This is a genomic window from Kitasatospora sp. NPDC088779, from assembly GCF_040685395.1.
GTDB lineage: Bacteria > Actinomycetota > Actinomycetes > Streptomycetales > Streptomycetaceae > Kitasatospora.
In genome coordinates this window covers 58,679-75,271 of the sequence record NZ_JBFBHW010000031.1, presented here as the reverse complement: position 1 = coordinate 75,271, position 16,593 = coordinate 58,679, and the positions used below count along the sequence as shown (strand labels likewise).

Annotated in this window: 14 protein-coding genes, 1 pseudogene and 1 CRISPR repeat array (1 of these 16 running past the window's edge); of the genes and pseudogenes, 5 read left to right on the top strand and 10 right to left on the bottom strand. The window is 70.3% G+C overall.

What is annotated here, in order from left to right:
- Position 1 precedes the first annotated feature (1 nt).
- Both AB0P03_RS26235 and AB0P03_RS26230 read left to right on the top strand, forming a co-directional pair.
- Positions 2-151 carry a hypothetical protein gene (locus tag AB0P03_RS26235; protein WP_363586695.1) on the top strand — a complete coding sequence of 50 codons (150 nt, stop codon included), beginning with the start codon at positions 2-4 and terminating at the stop codon, positions 149-151.
- Between the two features lie 247 nt (positions 152-398).
- Complete coding sequence (locus tag AB0P03_RS26230; RefSeq protein ID WP_363586694.1) at positions 399-1,577, top strand: ROK family protein; 1,179 nt, start codon at positions 399-401, stop codon at positions 1,575-1,577.
- A 187-nt stretch (positions 1,578-1,764) separates the two neighbouring features.
- On the opposite strand, the gene AB0P03_RS26225 is transcribed toward AB0P03_RS26230, so the two are convergent.
- Positions 1,765-2,538 (bottom strand): GntR family transcriptional regulator, encoded by a 774-nt coding sequence (locus tag AB0P03_RS26225; RefSeq protein ID WP_363586693.1) that lies wholly within the window; start codon positions 2,536-2,538, stop codon positions 1,765-1,767.
- Positions 2,539-2,814: 276 nt separating this feature from the next.
- Here AB0P03_RS26225 and AB0P03_RS26220 point away from each other — a divergent pair, with 276 nt between their 5' ends.
- Positions 2,815-3,618 (top strand): exodeoxyribonuclease III, encoded by an 804-nt coding sequence (locus tag AB0P03_RS26220; protein WP_363631090.1) that lies wholly within the window; start codon positions 2,815-2,817, stop codon positions 3,616-3,618.
- A gap of 366 nt (positions 3,619-3,984) precedes the next feature.
- On the opposite strand, the gene AB0P03_RS26215 is transcribed toward AB0P03_RS26220, so the two are convergent.
- The 6 genes from AB0P03_RS26215 to AB0P03_RS26190 form a co-directional block, all read right to left on the bottom strand.
- On the bottom strand, positions 3,985-5,055 hold the full coding sequence (locus AB0P03_RS26215; protein WP_363631088.1) for a DUF4236 domain-containing protein: 1,071 nt from the start codon (positions 5,053-5,055) through the stop codon (positions 3,985-3,987).
- A 600-nt stretch (positions 5,056-5,655) separates the two neighbouring features.
- A complete protein-coding gene (locus AB0P03_RS26210; RefSeq protein WP_363631086.1) occupies positions 5,656-6,213 on the bottom strand; it encodes a hypothetical protein in 558 nt (185 codons plus the stop codon).
- A gap of 116 nt (positions 6,214-6,329) precedes the next feature.
- Entirely contained in the window at positions 6,330-8,570 is a 2,241-nt protein-coding gene (locus AB0P03_RS26205; protein WP_363631084.1) for a hypothetical protein, read from the bottom strand.
- Positions 8,571-8,623: 53 nt separating this feature from the next.
- Positions 8,624-9,454 carry a hypothetical protein gene (locus AB0P03_RS26200; RefSeq protein ID WP_363631082.1) on the bottom strand — a complete coding sequence of 277 codons (831 nt, stop codon included), beginning with the start codon at positions 9,452-9,454 and terminating at the stop codon, positions 8,624-8,626.
- 107 nt (positions 9,455-9,561) lie between these two features.
- On the bottom strand, positions 9,562-10,215 hold the full coding sequence (locus tag AB0P03_RS26195) for a Crp/Fnr family transcriptional regulator (RefSeq protein ID WP_363631080.1): 654 nt from the start codon (positions 10,213-10,215) through the stop codon (positions 9,562-9,564).
- Positions 10,216-10,257: 42 nt separating this feature from the next.
- A complete protein-coding gene (locus tag AB0P03_RS26190; RefSeq protein ID WP_363631078.1) occupies positions 10,258-10,773 on the bottom strand; it encodes a Pycsar system effector family protein in 516 nt (171 codons plus the stop codon).
- 609 nt (positions 10,774-11,382) lie between these two features.
- Between AB0P03_RS26190 and AB0P03_RS26185 the strand changes: the two genes are divergently transcribed.
- Positions 11,383-14,250 carry a hypothetical protein gene (locus tag AB0P03_RS26185; protein WP_363631076.1) on the top strand — a complete coding sequence of 956 codons (2,868 nt, stop codon included), beginning with the start codon at positions 11,383-11,385 and terminating at the stop codon, positions 14,248-14,250.
- A 35-nt stretch (positions 14,251-14,285) separates the two neighbouring features.
- On the opposite strand, the gene AB0P03_RS26180 is transcribed toward AB0P03_RS26185, so the two are convergent.
- Genes AB0P03_RS26180 through AB0P03_RS26170 form a run of 3 tightly spaced genes read right to left on the bottom strand, consistent with a single transcriptional unit; the run spans position 14,286 to position 15,816 of the window.
- Positions 14,286-14,675 (bottom strand): hypothetical protein, encoded by a 390-nt coding sequence (locus AB0P03_RS26180; protein ID WP_363631075.1) that lies wholly within the window; start codon positions 14,673-14,675, stop codon positions 14,286-14,288.
- Entirely contained in the window at positions 14,647-15,648 is a 1,002-nt protein-coding gene (locus AB0P03_RS26175) for a recombinase family protein (protein ID WP_363631122.1), read from the bottom strand. The genes AB0P03_RS26180 and AB0P03_RS26175 overlap by 29 nt, the downstream gene beginning before the upstream one ends.
- 12 nt (positions 15,649-15,660) lie before the next feature.
- Entirely contained in the window at positions 15,661-15,816 is a 156-nt protein-coding gene (locus AB0P03_RS26170) for a hypothetical protein (protein WP_350882443.1), read from the bottom strand.
- Positions 15,817-15,941: 125 nt separating this feature from the next.
- On the opposite strand from AB0P03_RS26170, the pseudogene AB0P03_RS26165 reads away from it, so the two are divergent.
- A pseudogene (locus AB0P03_RS26165) lies at positions 15,942-16,079 on the top strand (exodeoxyribonuclease III); the annotation flags it as partial.
- A gap of 111 nt (positions 16,080-16,190) precedes the next feature.
- A CRISPR array of direct repeats spans positions 16,191-16,593; the repeat unit is 28 nt; unit sequence GGAACATCCCCGCGCGTGCGGGGCCGAT (it continues 116 nt past the right edge of the window).

Sequence of the window (16,593 nt, the reverse complement as noted above, 5' to 3'; positions counted from 1 at the left end):
CATGCCCGACTCCCCCGTGGCGGCCGGCTCCGTGCTCAGCGCCCTGTCGGCCGGCTCCCGGCTGAGCCTCGGCTCGCTGTTCTCCGCCCGTTCCCGCTGGTCGGTACGGTCCCGGCGGCCCGGCGGCGGGCGGCCCGTGGCCGGGCCGTGAAGCCCGGGTCGTGCACCACCACCCGATGCGTACCATTTCGATACCGAAGCCGGGATGAGCTGCAAGGATTCTCGCCCAGCGGGCCCACCCCCGGGTAGGCTCCGCTTGTCCTCCGGCCCTGGCGCAGGCGGCCCCGCGCCGCCGTGCCGCGTTCCGGGGGTGGCACACCCCCGCGGGCCATTCGGTGGGCACCGCGCACTCGACACCGCGCGCCAGGGCAGTCGCGCGAACGGCGAAGGGCATCGCATTGGCGGATCGGCTCACCGGAGGAGACTCCTCGCTGCTGCGGCGGATCAACGCGGCGGTCACGCTTCGGGCGCTGCGGACCGGCCACTCCGTGACCCTCACCCAGCTCGTCGGCGAGACCGGGCTCTCCCGCCCGACCGTCGAGGGCGTCATCGAGGGTCTGGTCGAAACCGGGCTGGTCGCCGAGGTCGACCAGCCCAAGGAGGACGGCCAGCCCGGCACCGGCCGGCGCGGCCGACCGGCCCGCTGGTTCCGCTTCCGCGCCGAGGCCGGACACATCCTCGGCATCGAGGTCGGCGTGCACGACATCCACGTCATCCTCGCCGACCTCACCGGCGAGGTGGTGGGCAGTCACTTCAAGCCGGTCGACGAGACCCTGGACGCCGAGGACCGGCTCGCCGCCGTCCGCACCGCCGTCGCCGAGGTCCTGCGCAAGGCCGGCATCTCCCGCGACAACCTCTGGGCCGTCGGCATCGGCACCCCCGGCATCGTCGACCGCGACGGCACCATCCAACTCGGCACCGCCATGCCCGGCTGGACCGGCCTCGACCTCGGCGCCCGGCTTCGGCGCTCCTTCCGCTGCCCCGTCCTGATCGAGAACGACGCCAACCTCGCCGCCATCGCCGAACACTGGCAGGGCGCGGCGGTCGGCGCCGGTGACGTCGTCTTCGTCATGGCAGGCCTCAGCCCCGGCGCCGGCTCCCTCATCAACGGCAGGCTGCACCGCGGCTACGGCGGGGCGGCCGGCGAGATCGGCGCCCTCCACCTGCTCGGCCAGGAGGTCACCCCCGAGCGGCTCCTCTCCACCACCGGCAAGCCGCTCAACCCGCTCGACGAGGCCGCCGTCGCCCGCGTCCTGCGGCTCGCCAGGGAGGGCGACGAGGTCGCGAAGGTCGCCATGGACCGCTTCCTCACCCGCCTGGTCCAGGGCGTCGCCGCGCTCGTCCTCGCCATCGACCCGCAGCTCGTCGTGATCGGCGGCTGGGCGGCCGGCCTCGACGGCGTCCTGGAGCCGCTGCGCGAGCGCCTCGCCCAGTTCACCCTCCGCGCGCCCGAGGTGGCGCTCGCCGCGCTCGGCTCCGAGGTCGTGGCGATGGGCGCGCTCCGCGTCGCCCTCGACCACGTCGAGGACCAGCTGTTCGCCGTCGACCCGCCGACCACCGGCAACGGCCGCGCCTGACGGCCCCGGACCGCCCCGCCCTGGGTTGAACCCGGGGCGGCGGTCCGGACTCAGCTCCGCCCGGGCAGCGGTCCGGACCCAGCTCCGCCCGGACCACTCCGCCCACACAACTCAACCCACACAACGGCCGAGGCCCGGACGCCAGTTGGGCGTTCGGGCCTCGGTCTGAGGGTGTCGGAAAAGTGGTTCAGGAGGCGGTGCGGACCTCGGCCGCAGCCCCGACCGGGGTGACCTCGACCAGCCCGGTCGAGCCGAAGGTCAGCTTGCAGGTGTCGGCCCGGTAGGTGGCGACGGCGAGCGCCACCAGGCGGCCGGCCGACGCGTACTGGGTGGTCATCACCAGCACCGGCGAACCGGGCGGGCGCTCCAGCAGGGCGGCCTCGTCGGCCTCGGCGACACCCAGCTCGACCGCGCGGGACTCGCCGTCCACCTCCAGCCGCTCCAGCTGGCGCAGCACCGAGCGGGCCCGGTCGCTCTCTGCCCGGAAGCCGGGCAGGTGCGGCAGCGCGGCGGCCGGCACGTGCAGCGACTCGGTGGCCACCGCCCGGCCCTCCACCAGGCGAACCCGGCGAACGGTGTGCACGGTGGCGCCCTCGGCGATGCCGAGGCCCTTGGCCAGCTGCGCCGGGGCGGGGGCGGTGGTGCAGTCGACCGTCCTCCAGGCGTGGCTGCGGCCGACGCCGGGCCAGCCCTCCTCCTGCCGGTTGACCGGGACGCCGACCCGCGGGGCGGCGATCAGGGTGCCGATCCCCCGGCGACGCACCAGGCGACCCTCCAGCTCCAGCTGGTCGAGGGCCTGCCGCAGGGTCGCCCGGGCGACCCCGAAGCGGGCGGAGAGCTCGCGCTCGTTGGGCAGGACCTGGCCGGTGGAGAACTCCGAGTCGATGGCCCGCAGCAGCACCGTACGCAGGTGCCAGTACTTCGGTTCCGGCACCGCCGAAAGCTGTCCAGTCGTCCCCACCGTGTCCTCCACCCTGCTTCGTCCACCCTGCGGTAAGGAGGGCGGATCCCGGGCCCGCTGTCCGCGGATGCGGCAGGTGGGAGAGCGGGCTTTTATCCGTCCTTCTTTATTAAAGGTCTTTGCAGTAAGCGACCCTAGGGGCATCGTCCGGAGATGGTCAAGACCAATGGCGCGGCTTGGTGCGACTGTCGCACACATTCATGCCGCGTTCACGTCATCCCGCGGCGGCGCGCGTCACGCTTCGGCGCAGGCCCCGGCACTCGGTAGGCTGCCCGGGTGATCGTGGTGACGAGTGTGAACGTGAACGGAATCCGGGCGGCGGCCAAGAAGGGCTTCGTCGAGTGGCTGGCCGGCACCGAGGCGGACGTGGTCTGCCTCCAGGAGGTGCGCTCCGAGCCGGAGCAACTGCCCGTCGAACTGCGCGACCTCGACGGCTGGCACGCGGTCTGGGCCCCCTCCGTCGCCAAGGGCCGGGCCGGCGTCGCCGTCCTGTCCCGCCAGGAGCCGCAGCGGACCGTCATCGGATTCGGGTCCGAGGAGTTCGACAACACCGGCAGGTACGTCGAGATCGACCTGCCGGGGCTGACCGTCGCCAGCCTCTACCTCCCCTCCGGCGAGGTCGGCACCGAACGCCAGGACGAGAAGGAACGCTTCATGGCGGAATTCCTCGTCCACCTCACCGCCCTCCGCACCCGCGCCGCCGCCGACGGCCGCGAGGTCGTCGTCTGCGGCGACTGGAACATCGCCCACCGCCCCGAAGACCTCAAGAACTGGAAGGCCAACCAGAAGTCCGCCGGCTTCCTCCCCGAGGAACGCGCCTGGCTCTCCCGCGTCTACGACGAAGCCGGCTACGTCGACGTCGTCCGCACCCTCCACCCCGACCGCACCGGCCCCTACTCCTGGTGGTCCTACCGCGGCCGCGCCTTCGACAACGACTCCGGCTGGCGCATCGACCTAATCGTGACAACTCCGGGCATTGCGGACAAATGCATCGAGGCCCACGTCGAGCGCGCAGCCACCCACACGGAACGGTGGTCCGACCACGCGCCCGTCACCGCAGTGTTCGACCTGAACAACTAACCGGCAAGAACGGGTAGTTCGACAGAATCAAGAGGTAGCCCCGGCGTGCGGTACTCCACACGCCGGGGCTACCCCTCGGTAGCAACTACGCCAGCGGCGAGAGAAGTCCCACGACACCCTCCGATTGGATTTTTCGCACCCGGGGCCGACGCGTCTGCCCGGTCGGCCCCGCACTCGCGGTGGTAAGCAGGGCAGCCTGTCCACCAGCCACGGAGCGTGATCGCCGAGGCGGTGTGTTATCGCGAGTGCGTCGCCGACGGCCCGCCCTGCGGTGCCTCATCGGTAGGCGTGATCGTTCTTCTGCGAGGCGGCTGAGGGGCGCGCCGTGAGCCCGTGCGCGACGCAGTCCTTCTCTGTGCGTCCTGGCTACTGCTGCAGTTGGGGCGGAGCGGCGTAGGAGGAGACCGAGCGGGCCAGTTGCGCGGCTGCTGTCGGTCTGGAGCAGTCCCAGAGGATGTTCAGGCCGCTGGGGGTGGTGAAGCCGAGCCTGCCGTAGAGCATGACGGGCAGTTGCGGGTTGTTCTTGAACCGCTTGTCCGGTCCGCCTTTGACGTTGACGTACTTCCACGTGGTGCCGACCCGTTGACTGTCTTTGGGAACGCTGCCGGGTTCGATGAACTGCAGGTTCTGCGCGGTGGCCGACAGCGCCGCGTATGGCAGGTCGGCGAAGGTCCTGCCCTCGCAGATGAGTACCCGGTCAGGGAGCAAGTACAGCGACGTCTTCCCGCAGGTGAACGTGGGAACGGCGATGTTCGTCACCAGGTGACGAGGACCGGTCATCCGGACCGCAGCGGGCTCTCGGCGCACGATCGACGACGCGCCGCTGTTCATCTTGTGCTGGGTCGTGGTGACGACGCGCCCGGAGGCTGTGATCGACCAGTTCTTCGCACAGCTCCGCAACGCCTCTGCCGCATCGACGAGACTCGAGAAGCGCTCTGCCGGGATGGCCTCAAAGTCGTAGAAGGCGACAACCCGTTGTGCGGCCCGGTCCCGCAGGTAGAGCCAGTTCACGAGCGGCCCGAGGACCAGAAGGGGAAGAAGTGCAAGTGGGGCGGAGAGCAGCAGCGCTGCGACTGCCGCCCATGGCCACACGGATCGGCGTCGTGCGGCGGCCTGGAGCTGATTGATGAACTCGCTCGGGTTGGAGCCCTGCAGTTCCTCGACGGTAGCAGTCGGGATCTCCTGTACCGCGACGCTCCCTGCCAGGATGGCGTCGGTCGCCGGACTGTACGCACCAGGGGAAGGCGTCCCGCTCTGCCTCGGCCTGGCGGCCGTCGACCGGTAGGAGACACCACGGGCCCCTATCCGCACGTAGTTGCCCCGGGGGCCGGTGCCGACCCGGAAGCCCGGCACTCCGGCCGACACGCCGATCCCGGACCGTGAGAGGTTGAACCGGAACGGACCGGCCTTGAGGCTCGTGCGGAGATAGACACCCATGTTGCGCAGCCTGCCAGCGGGCTTGGTGGGCAGAACGTGTGTTTACCCGATCGTTTCCTGCGTCTATCTCACGGACAGTCGGTTAACTACGGCATTCGCGACGGGTTCGCGGCCAGTAGGGTTTGCGTAGCGGCCTGAGCTCGCGCGCCGATGCCGGACTCCCGTTCGTCCGCACCCATCACGGTCCGCGTGTCTCCGGCGTCCAACATTTGGGGCAACTCCCGCACCTTGCCCGGCTCGACCCGTGGCGCATCGAAACACCACGGGGCCGGAACTCGCATCTCCCGCTTCGAACGACTGCGTCCCGTTGCCTCACCATAAGGGGAAGCAGCCAGTGGGTCCTTTACCAACATGTCCGGCTGGCGCGGCCCGTCGCGGTTCTCCTTGGAAGGAGGAACCGGCCGAGTTACGGATCGGGTCTGCGGGCCTCCGCCTCCTGGATATGTCGCTGGAAGAGGTACTCGACCTCGTCGGGCGCGCAGCGCATCCGGGCCTGCCGCCACGCGCTGTCGAAGTCGAACGGGGATCGGCTGAGCCTCTGGAGGCGGAGCGCCCGCAGGGTCGTGAGCGGGGCGAGCAGGACCCGCCAGAGGGCCACCCTCATTCGGCCCGTCCGTCCAAGGCGGCCCGGTTCGGCGGCACGGTGGCCACTTTCAAGGCCGAGACGGAGTGCTGGAGCAGGACCTTCATGGCCTCGTGCCGGGTCTCCGGGTCCTGGAATCCGGCGCCGACCGCCTCCCATTGCTCGAGGAGCGGGTACCACCACGCGTTGCAGGACCTGATCGCGCGTGAGAGCCGTTGCAAGTCAGCTACCCGGTCCTCGTCCGGAAGCTCGGAGGTCCCCTCGACGCGGTCTAGCACCACGAGGTCCGGGTGGTCGTAGAGAGCTGTCTTGAGGAACTCCAGCCGCTTGATCCGTTCGGTGTCGGCCCGCCGGGTGGCCAGGGTCTTCTGCGCGGTGGGCGACAGGCGGAGGGTGAACTTCGCGGACAGCAGTCGGTAGTGCGGGGTGCGCCGCCCATCGGTCGTGCCGAGCACAGCGTTGAGGGTGTCCTCAGCCCCGAGCAGGTCGTCGGGTTGCAGTCCGGAGGTCACTTCCGCGGCGGCGGCGCGGAGGTCGCTGCGGATCTGCTCCGCCAGGTTGGCCCGCTGCCGCAAGGCGGGCCGCCAGGTCAGAGTGAAGGTCGCCTCGAACGGTACACCCGCTTCGGTGCTGGGAAGTTGGCACGGCCGCGGGCAACCGATGGTGCGCGCGGCCCGCTGCCACGGCCACCTCATCGAGCAGTGCCGTCGGGCACGAAGAGCTTGTGGAACGGGGCACCGACCAGGTGCTGGTAGAAGTCCTCGGCGATGTTGACGCCCTGCGCCGTGACGGAGCCCGTGAGCGCCTGCATCAGGTCCATCCCGGCCTGGAACATCCGGTGCCCACGAAGCGGCACGAGCAGCTGGTCACGGAGCTGCCCGTAGCTGTCGGAGTCGGCGTCGCCCGCGCAGGAGTGGATCCAGCCGGTGATCCGCGAGATGGTCTCGACCGCGGTGTCCGGGTCGCCGAGCAGCTCCGCAAGGGCCCGCTGGACGTCGATCTCCGGCGCATCGGCCGACAGCAGCCAGGGCAGCCCCGGGCCGTCCACCGACATCAGGGCCAGGAAGGCCAGGTTCCCGCTCCTCCCGTTTCGGGACGCGTTCTCCGCCTGCTGCCAGGTCCGGACCTCCGCAACCAACCGGGGACGGCCTTTGGGCTGGCGAGCCAGCTCCTCGAATACCGTGAGCACGCTCTGCCTGACGGCCGGGTCGTTGGTTCGCTGTGCCACTCGCCGCAGCCGGACCACGGCCATCTTCGCGACAGCGGAGCCGACGTCGGGATCGGCCAGAACGAGGCGGCAGGTGGAGACCACGATGGGCGCGCTGCCGTTCGTGTCGGCCCACTGGTAGAGCGTGGCCCAGACGAGGCGTCCGACATGCTCGTCGTACACCGCGGTCCGGAGGACGGCGCCCAGCAGGTCCGACGCGACCAGCTCTGCGAGCTTGTTGAGGTGTTCCCTGGTGCTGTGACGCAGGGCCAGCGACGCGAGCGTCCGGACCACCGGGTCCGTCGGGTCCGGCCGGTCCGCGAGCTTCGCGAGCCAGCCGAGCAGTGGCGTGCGCATGTCCTCGTAGTTGTCCCAGACGTACTCGAGCACCGCCCGCCCGTAGGCCGGCCGGTCGAAGAGCACCACGTCGCGCCCGTCGACCGTGGCACCGACGTCCTGGATCCGGCGGCGCAGACCACGACCCGCGAAGGGCGCCTGGGCGGCCGACCCTGTCGTTGGGCCGCTGTTGGCGGACTCCACCGCCGCCTGCAACTGCCGTGCACCGGCGGACACCAGGGACACCGGCGCGGACTGCCGCACCGCCAGGGCGAGCAACAAGTAGCGGTCCTCGATCGCCAACGACCGCTCGGTCCTGCCACTAGCGACGGTGCGGTCCCCGAAGAGCTCGTCCAACTCCCCACGCCAGTCCGACAGCGCGTCGAGCACACGGTCCTCGAACGTCTTCGCCGCGTCGCGCTCCGCTCCGCTGCGGAGCAGGGAAGGCACTTGCTGGTTCAGGCGGTGCTCCTCCCAGACCGCGAGGATCCGGTGGACCGCCCGGACCGCCTCCACCGCGTTCAAGCCGTGCAGTTGAGACCGGGCCTGCGTGGACGCCTTGATCTCCCTGGCCGGCTCGTGGTGGCCACCGGCCTCGAGGTGGGCCTCCACCACCGAGCCCGCGGCCGGGGGCTCCGTCAGACGGAGCACCTGAACGCCGGGCCGGGAGACCAGGCCGGGGGCATCCCAGAGTTCCTGGGCCACCGTCAGCACCAGGTTGGACCCACAGTCGGCGAGGTGCTCGGCATGCTTCCCCAGCGAGGCGAGGAAGTCGGCCGAGACCCGGTCTGTGTCCGGATCCTTGAGGTCGAGCTGGAAGGCCCGCCGTTCCTCCAAGGGCAACCGGTTCCGGCTGGGCGAGTTCCAATCCGCCTGCAGTTTGACCAACGGGGTGCTCGGCGCGGTGTGCTCAGCCAGCAGGCGCAGCGCGAAGGTAGTGGCGCCGATCGCGCGGGGGGCGACGACGACCAGGACCGACGCCCGCAACCCGCCCGTGTCCGGGTCGAGCGTTTCCCGCCAGGCGCCCACCCACGCGTCACGGACGAACGGCTGCTTCAGGAAGGCCTCGCGGTCCAGTTCCTCGCCCTCGAGGACATCCCGCTTGCGGGTCTCGAGGATCAACTGCTCGACGACGCCGGCAACGACCTCGACCGGGCTGTGGAAGTTCGCCACCAGACCGGCGACCGTGTGGACACCAGAAGCCATCTCCTGGGTGGCGGGCTGCTCCGGAACCTCCTCGACCGAGGCCAGCGGGGCATCGGGCGGCTCCGAGCGGTGGTCCTGCCGGGGCTGTACCCACTTCGGCAGCCGGGACTCGAGCTCTTCGCCGCTGCGCCTCTCGTCGTTCGGCTCGTCAGCGGACCGGGGCGGGTGGAGGGTTTCGGACACAGACTTCTCCCTTGGACGGATGCGACGGATGCGACGGATGAAGTGGTGTCGGCTCAACGACTGCGGCGGTCGATCCGGAACTTCTCGACGTGTCCGTTGATCACCGAGTCGTTGAGCTCGCTGTGGAAGTTGAAGACGGCCCCCGCCCTGGCGGGCCGCTCCAGCGCGGGGTCCGCCGGGGACACCGAAGCGGGGCGCGGAGCGGCGCTGTTGGGGTCGGGCAGGTACCCGCGCAGGGAGTCGGCGGACAGGCCCGGGACGAGCAGCCGGCAGGGTTCCTCGAACCCGGGCTTGTCAGCCACCCGAGCGGTGGCCGCAAGGAACTGGTGTTCCGGCAGCTCGGGGCAGGTGCGCCCGGCCTGCACGGAGCGCCGGTAGACGGGCTCCGAGAGGACGGCCGCCAGGAACAGCCCGTTGTCGGCCGCGGCCGCGATGGCCTGGTAGGCGGCGTCGCTGTTGACCAGCCGGCAGGCGTCGTTGATCGCGGCGCCGCGGTGGTCGGGGACGCTCAGCGGGCCGACGTGGATGGCGGCGCGGAGGCAGATGGCCGGTGCGGCGGCCATCCGGATGCCCTCGTAGCGCTGGAGCGCGGCACTCAGGCTCCCCAGCAGCGGATCGACCAGCCGCGCGACGTGCCGGGGCGGGAGGAGCAGGATGACACCGTCGCCCGCGTCCCTGTGCCCGGTGCCCAAGGTGTAGGGCGAGGGCAGTCCACTCTGGGCGAAGACGGTCTCCAGGATGCTGTCCAGATCGGACCGGACCGGCGCCATCTGCACTTCGGGGAGCCGGCTGTAGCCCTTCATGTCAACGACCATGACGGCCTGCTCGGGCGGCACGTCGTGGCCCGTTGCATCGAGGTCCGGCGTGGAGGCGTAGGAAGTCACGGGTGCTGGCCTTTCGGCAGTCGGGGCGGTGGACGAGGCCCCATGCTGCTCGGCCGAACGAACCGGCGGTGCCCACTACTGGGCACCGCCGCGGTGGCCTGCGTCACTCAGGCGAGCGCGTGGGCCTGGATGGCCGGCATGTTCCGGATGACCAGTCCGCCGCCGGCCTCGGTCCCGAGCCAGCCCCGTTCCCGCCACGGCTTGATCGCGGTGCCCACGCCGTTCCGGGAGGCACCGATCAGCTGCGACAGCTCGGTCTGGGTCAATCGCACCACGGTCTCGGCACTGTGCCGGGAAGCTGCCTGGACCAGTCGGCCCAGCGCCGCGGCCAGACGCACCGGCACGGGCGCGGTCGCCATTTCCAACCGGACCACCTCCGCCTCCCGGACGCGCGCGATGGCATGCCGCAGCAAGGGAATTGTCAGATCGTGTTTGTGGACGAAGGCGAGGAAGTCGGGAACGGGGATGAGGTGAACGTGGCATGGTTCGGCGGCGATCACCGAGGCCGAGCGCGGCTGGGCGTCCAGGACCGCGAGTTCGCCGAGTAGTTCGCCTGCGCCGCGGACGGCTAGCAGCGTCCGCTCGCCGTTGATGCCTGCCAGGGTGACCAGGGTGGATCCGGAGCTGAGCAAGATCACCTGGGTGCCGGGATCACCTTGGCGGAGCAGCATGGATCTGGCGGGACGGATACGTTCCGGTGCGAGATTGCGCATTTCTGACCAGAGCTGATCACCGATGAGGGATTCATGACGAAGATACATGTGCCTCCCTGAGTTTCCTCGGACTACAGCGGCATGATGCTCTCAATTAATGCAGGAAATCGACAGGCCGATTCCAGTCACTGTGCCCGCCGCAGCGATCAGGTCCACCGATGTCCTGACGGCCCAAAACTTCCGCTCGGCGAGCCCGGCCAGCCGCCACAGGCGCTGCGCCTCCAGCTCGACCAGGGCAGTCCGGTCCAGAGCCGCCAGGTCGGCGAGGTCGCTCGCCACCGCCGGACCGGATCGGAAGGATTCCAGCTCGGCCAGCGACCGCCCCGGCGGTAGCACGGGCCGGATGGCGACAAGCGCGGCTGTCGCAGCAGCGAGCAGGAGCCCACAGCCGCACAGCACCGCCGCGGTCATCACCGTCGGTCCGGTAGACCAGACCGGGACAGCCGCCACCGCTGCGGCCAGCATCCCGCCGGCCAGCGCGCAGAGCGCGGCAGCCTTCCCGTCGGCACGCTGGAGCTCCACGAGCACCGCCGCCGACCTAGCGCCGAGCACCGCTTCCACCGAAATGGGCGAGGGATCGGCAGTCCCACTGTTCGTCTCCGGCATCGAAACCCCTTGAGATGGTCGGACGATTCGGTCGTGACCACTTTCCGGGAGGCGGGTACCAACGGAAGCCCAGCACCGGGCACCGCCACTGTTCGCCGCGTCACAGCCGGACACGCGGCCGCCAACTGGGCGTCAGCCACCCGGTAGAGCGTGCGAAAGATGCCGACGTCAAAAAATGTCCACTGTTCGAGGTAGAGCCCGCACGCCCATTCCCCCAATGTTCTGGGTCACCGCGTCGTGTCCTGCGCCCCGTCCTCCGTGATCGGTTCCGTGGCGGTCGAGCAGATCAATCCGCACTTCGGCCGAACGATATTGGGCAGTCACATGCCCGTGCCGATGACCGCCTCCCTCCTCGGCCACCGGAAAGCCACCCACCCACGGCCCGCCCCCAGTGCCGACACCGTTCACGCTCCCCGGCCGTCTGCCCACACCCCCCAATGGGCCCGCGAGAACACGGCGGCCTTCACGGCCCGCTGAGTGGCCGAAACTTTAGAGGGCTCCAGCCCATTCGTACACGGGTCACGATTCGGGCAACGGACGATGGCCGTCGCTCAGGCATGACATATCCTCTGCCGCAAGCAAGCGACGGACCGATCGGGCGGTAACCCAGTGGCAGCAGTCGACAGCCGACGCGTACAGACGGCCGTCATCGGAGGCCCGGACTCGGACCGGCCCGTCATCGCCCCCGAGGAACCGCACAATCTGGACGAGTTCCGACGCCATTTCGGAACCGACCAGTTCTGGTGCGGCACGCACCTGGGCGGCTGCGGCGAGAAGCTGATGACCAAACGGTACGAGTGGAAGGTCTGCCACTTCTCCCACTACCCGGACCGCGACGGCAGCAAGCCCACCTGCCACCGCAGCGCGACCGGCGTGGAAAGCGCCGACCACCTCTTCATCAAACGCGATGTGAAAGCCTGGCTGGCCGACCAGGGCCACCTGGCCCAGGGCGACCTCCGCAGCCTGGGCCACGGGCCCGGGGACGCCGTGGACTTCTGGCTGCGCGCCACCGAGCAGCACCTGCGGTTCGCGCTCCACCCCGGCGACTACCGGAGCTGGCGGCGAGCCGTGGAGAGCCTCGGTGCGAAGACCGGCCGGGTCGAATGGGTCTTCGGTCGGGACGGCGTCGTGGTCAACGACATGGTGGCCCGACGCGGCTACGCCCTGCGGGTCCGCTGCGAGACGCAGGGGACCGACCGCCGTGTCCTGATCGGACTGGTGACCGCCGGTACCGGGGCCATCCCGTGGGCGCCGCTCGAGTCGTGCCGGATGACCAGCGAGGGCCTGATTCCCCCCGCACTGGACACGTTGCGAGCCGAGGGCTCGTTGCTCACTCGCACCGTGGGAGAGACCCCGTTTCCGGCGAGCCTGCCGCTCCGGGGCGCGGAGGTCGTCTTCGCGGTGGATACGACCGCGGCTCCCCCGGCCGCGTCGCACTTCGCCGTGGCCGGCCGCTACTTGGTCGCGGCGTTCGTGAAGGCGGCCGCCAGCCGGATCGTCCGCTCCTACGTCTCGCTGCCCGATGCCGTGCCGACCCCCACCGAGCAGTACGTCTACCGGCTCAGCGGGGTGGCCCGGTTGCTCGTCGACGACCTCGACGCCTCCGGTGGGAACACCGGCTGGGCCGTCCACGCCGACGGCCTGACCCGACTGTCCGGTCTGGAAGCCGAACGGACCGGCCTCTGGCGCCCCGAGGTCGCTCTGGAAGACCCTGCCCCCGCCGGCCCGCCGGCCTCAGCCCCGCCGAAAGCGGCTCCGACCCGAGTCGAGACCGGACCCGACGATACCCCGCGCAGCCCTCTCGCGGAACTCCTCCGCCAGGTGCTGATCAGAGTCGCTCGCGCGGGAGAGACCACCTCATGGGAGGACCTCTCCGATCGGGCCCACTTCGATCTGTCACACCTGCCTGACCCGAAGCGGCGTTCCCTCCTGGTCGAGGTCGATCGACCGCTCCACCCGGGCCGAGCCCCGCTGTGCGTCCTGGTCCAAGGCCGGTCCGGGCGCGTCCTCCCCTACCTGCGAACCGTGCTGCGTCAACTGAACGCGGAGGTACCCGTGGCGGAGGCCGCCTTCCAGCGCTGGTGCGAGAAGGCGGTCCGAGCGACCCACGACCACTACCGGTCCGCACCGGCCTCGACCGCTGCACCGCGCTCCCGGCCCGACCACGCGGAGCCGCCGAAGGTTCGGGAACTACGGCAGGTGTTGCGCGAGGCTCAGGACCTCCGGCCCCGCACGCAAGGCAGGCGGGCCGGCCGACTGGCCACCGCGATCCGGCAGGCGGAACAACAACTGCACAACTTCGAGACCGCCCGCGCCGAAGGCGTCGTCGTGCTGCCCAGCCCCACCCTCCTCGAAGAATTCGCCAGGGTGCTCGGACACACCGTCCAAGCCACCCGCAGCGGTGCGAATCGAACCACGGGAACCACGGTCGCCGGCCGACCGGGCCTACCCAGCTCGGGAAACCGCCCCACACGACCCGAACGCGTCACCGTGGCGGCAGTCGCCGTCAGGGCCGAGCATGCCGGCAAGCCCACACCCGCTGCCGAGGCCGAAGACACCACTGGAACAAGGCAGCCCGGGATCCCGGCCCCCCGCCAGGCGGATCACCCCTCGTCCGGCCACGCCTCCCGGGCCGCCGACCTGGTGTCCCGTTTCGCGCGGGCCAAGGCTGCCGACGACGTGTCCGCCGCGACCGGAGTCCGTGAGGAGTCGGTGCGCGCCCTCGGCGCACCCGGGGTGCCCGGCACGACGGCCAAAACCCTTCGTCGACTGTTGGGGGATCTGCACAAGTGGATCGGTTCGCGCGAGGAGGGCGACGTCCTGGCTCGCATCCGCGGTTTGCTGGAGAACGCCCGCCGGGCGGGCGAGAACGGGGACCCGCTCACCCTGCGCAGCGATCTCGCCCACGCCAGGATCCTCCGGCGCAAGCTCGTCTGCGGTGTCCCCCAGAATCTTCAGGAGCTGTTCGAGATCTGCTCCCAACTGCGGGCCACCTTGGTGGGGACAACCTCGCCACGACCCGAACCCGCCGGCTCGGCGCCTCCGTCTGCCGCCACCACAGCGGCCGAGGACACGCGGGCGACGGCCAGCGAGAAGCCCAGGGATGCGGTGCAGAACTGTGCCCTCCCGGAGGCCACGCTCGTCGAACTCGCCGAGAACGTGGGGCGCGTTCTGCGGGATGTCGCCCGGCACCAATCCACCATCACCTGGTCGGGGATCGGCCGACGGCTGAACCGCGAACTTCCCTGGCTCCAGGGGTCCAACCAACGTGAGCTGCTCACCAGGATCGACGGTGACACGCCAGCCGACGAGCCGTTGCTGTCCGCTCTTGTCGTGACGGGTGACCACGCCCCGACTGCGGTCTACCGCGAGGTCGCGTCAGCGCTCGGCAGGGAGCTACCGCACCCGCAGAACGGCCTCCAACAGCACTGGCAGATGGACGTTCTGCGGCTGCACTCGCTCTGGCGTCACCGCTGAGCCAACAGCTACGAGAAGAACCCGGACCACCCGAGCTATGCCGACCTTTCGGCGTACTCGAGCTGCCTTACTCGTGCTTCGAGTTCGGCAGGTAGATACCAGCCTTCGACGGTGGGTGTCAGGTGTAGGCGGGCTTTGAGGCCGAGGAGGAGTTGGCGGCGTCGTTCCTGGTCGGCCTGGGTCCAGGCGTCGGCGAAGGTCTGGCCCGTCTCGACCTCGACCCAGGCGGAGGGGCGTTGTGGGAGGGCGGCAAGGCGGCGGCGTTCGTCGACGAGGACTTCGAGGGCTTCGGAGTACTCGTCGTCGCCGCCGGGGTAGTCGAACAGGTTGCGGCGCTTCTCCTCCCGGAGATCCTTCATCACCACGGTGACGTGGTTGAGCTGCTCGGTGTGGCCCTCACCGGGGATGAACCTGCGCACAGTCATCGCCAGGCCGGCCAACCGCTCCACCAGGGCGGCGATCGCCGCGGTGACGCGATCGCCCTCGGTGGACTGGCCCTTGCAGGCCGGTTTGCCTGCCGTCTTCGCGCACCGGTAGTACTCGTAGATCTTGCCGTTCTTGGCGAGGTTCACCTGCCGGTAGAACCGGTCGCCGCAGCGGTCGCAGTGCGGCACGCCGAGCCAGGGCGAGGCGCCGTTCGATCGTTCCTTGGTGATGGACCGCTCGGGCCATCACTGCCTGGATCGCGGCCCACTCCCCCTCGGTGAAGAGGGGCTTGGCCATCTGGATCGGCAGACCCTTAGCGTCGCGGGCGATCTTGCGCGCCTTCACGGAGCGGCCGGTCAGCTTCAGGCCCATCGTCGCCGGCGAGCGCAGGATCTTGGCCACGCTGGTCGGGTCCCAGTGGTTCGACGGCGCGGTCTTGCGCTTGCTCGCGTACGACTCGCCCTGATTCTTGAACGCGTGCATCGACGGGGTGTCGAAGCCGGCGGCTTCCAGGCCCGTGGCGATCGTCCACTGGCTCTGCCCCTCCAGCAGGAGCTTGCCCATGTAGCGGACGGCCTCGGAGGTGACCGAGTCCGGTTCGAGGGTGCGGCCGCCGCCGGAGCGGTCGACGATCCGGTACCCGTACGGCGGCTGCCCGCCAGCCCAGCGGTCCGTCTTGCGCACGTGCTTGTGCGCGGTGCCGACGCGGGCCTTGATCCGTTTGAGCTCCAACTCCGCGAAGATCGACACCAGCATCAGGAAGACCTTCGCCAGCTCGTTCCCGAACGACGACTCCCAACCCTCCCGGTAGTCCAGGGTGATCCCGTCGTCGGTGAACACCAGGACCTTGTGGTTCTCCTCCGCCCAGTACGCCACGTCCGCGCAGTCCTTGGCGGACCGGAACGCCCGGTCGACCTTCGCCCACACCATCGTGTCCCACTCGCCCTGCCGCTCGGTCAACCACGGACCCAGGTCCGGGCGCTTCTACGGCGTGACCTCGGCGGAGACGTCCAGGTCCTCGAAGGACCGGACGATCTCCCACTCCTTCGACAGCGCGTGCCGCGTCGCCGACTCCGCCTGCACCAGGTGCGAGACCTTGCCCTCGTCCCCGTGCGTGTCCGAGACACGCGAGCCCACCACAGCTCGAACCGGTGCCGTAGCCGTCACAATGCCCATGGGCTTCCCCCTACCGCCCAGGCCAGCAGGCACCCTCGAATAGCACATGCCCGAACGGGTGGACCTCCTTCGAAAAGGCGTCGTTCCGCTGGCGCATCGACCTCCAGGTCGCCACCCCCGGCCTCGACGCCAAGGCCGTCGAGGCCTACGTCGAGCGGGCTGCCACCCACACCGAACGCTGGAGCGACCACGCGCCGGTGACCGTGGCTTTCGACCACCATTTCTGACAGCTCGCCACGGGCAGGGCCCCAGGAAGACAGGAACTCTGCCCGGACGTCTCCATCGTCATAGCCCGGGCGAAGGACCGGTTCCTAGGGAACATCCCCGCCCTTCCAGGACCAACCATCCCCGCGCGTGCGGGGCCGATCTGATTCGCCAACTCGCTTCGGTCGACGGCGGGGGGGAACATCCCCGCGCGTGCGGGGCCGATGCCAACGGCGTCCGCCTCGGCGTGGACATCAAGGGAACATCCCCGCGCGTGCGGGGCCGATCGCCTTGTCCCGGAGCTTCTTGAACCAGTCCGGGGAACATCCCCGCGCGTGCGGGGCCGATCGCGGCGAACCCGGCCTCGACGGCGACCCGCGCGGAACATCCCCGCGCGTGCGGGGCCGATGTCGGCCGACAGCCGCTCAACCTCGGTCTCCAGGGAACATCCCCGCGCGTGCGGGGCCGATTGCTGCCCGGCAGGCCGACCCGTATCCGGCTCGGGAACATCCCCGCGCGTGCGGGGCCGATACGTGC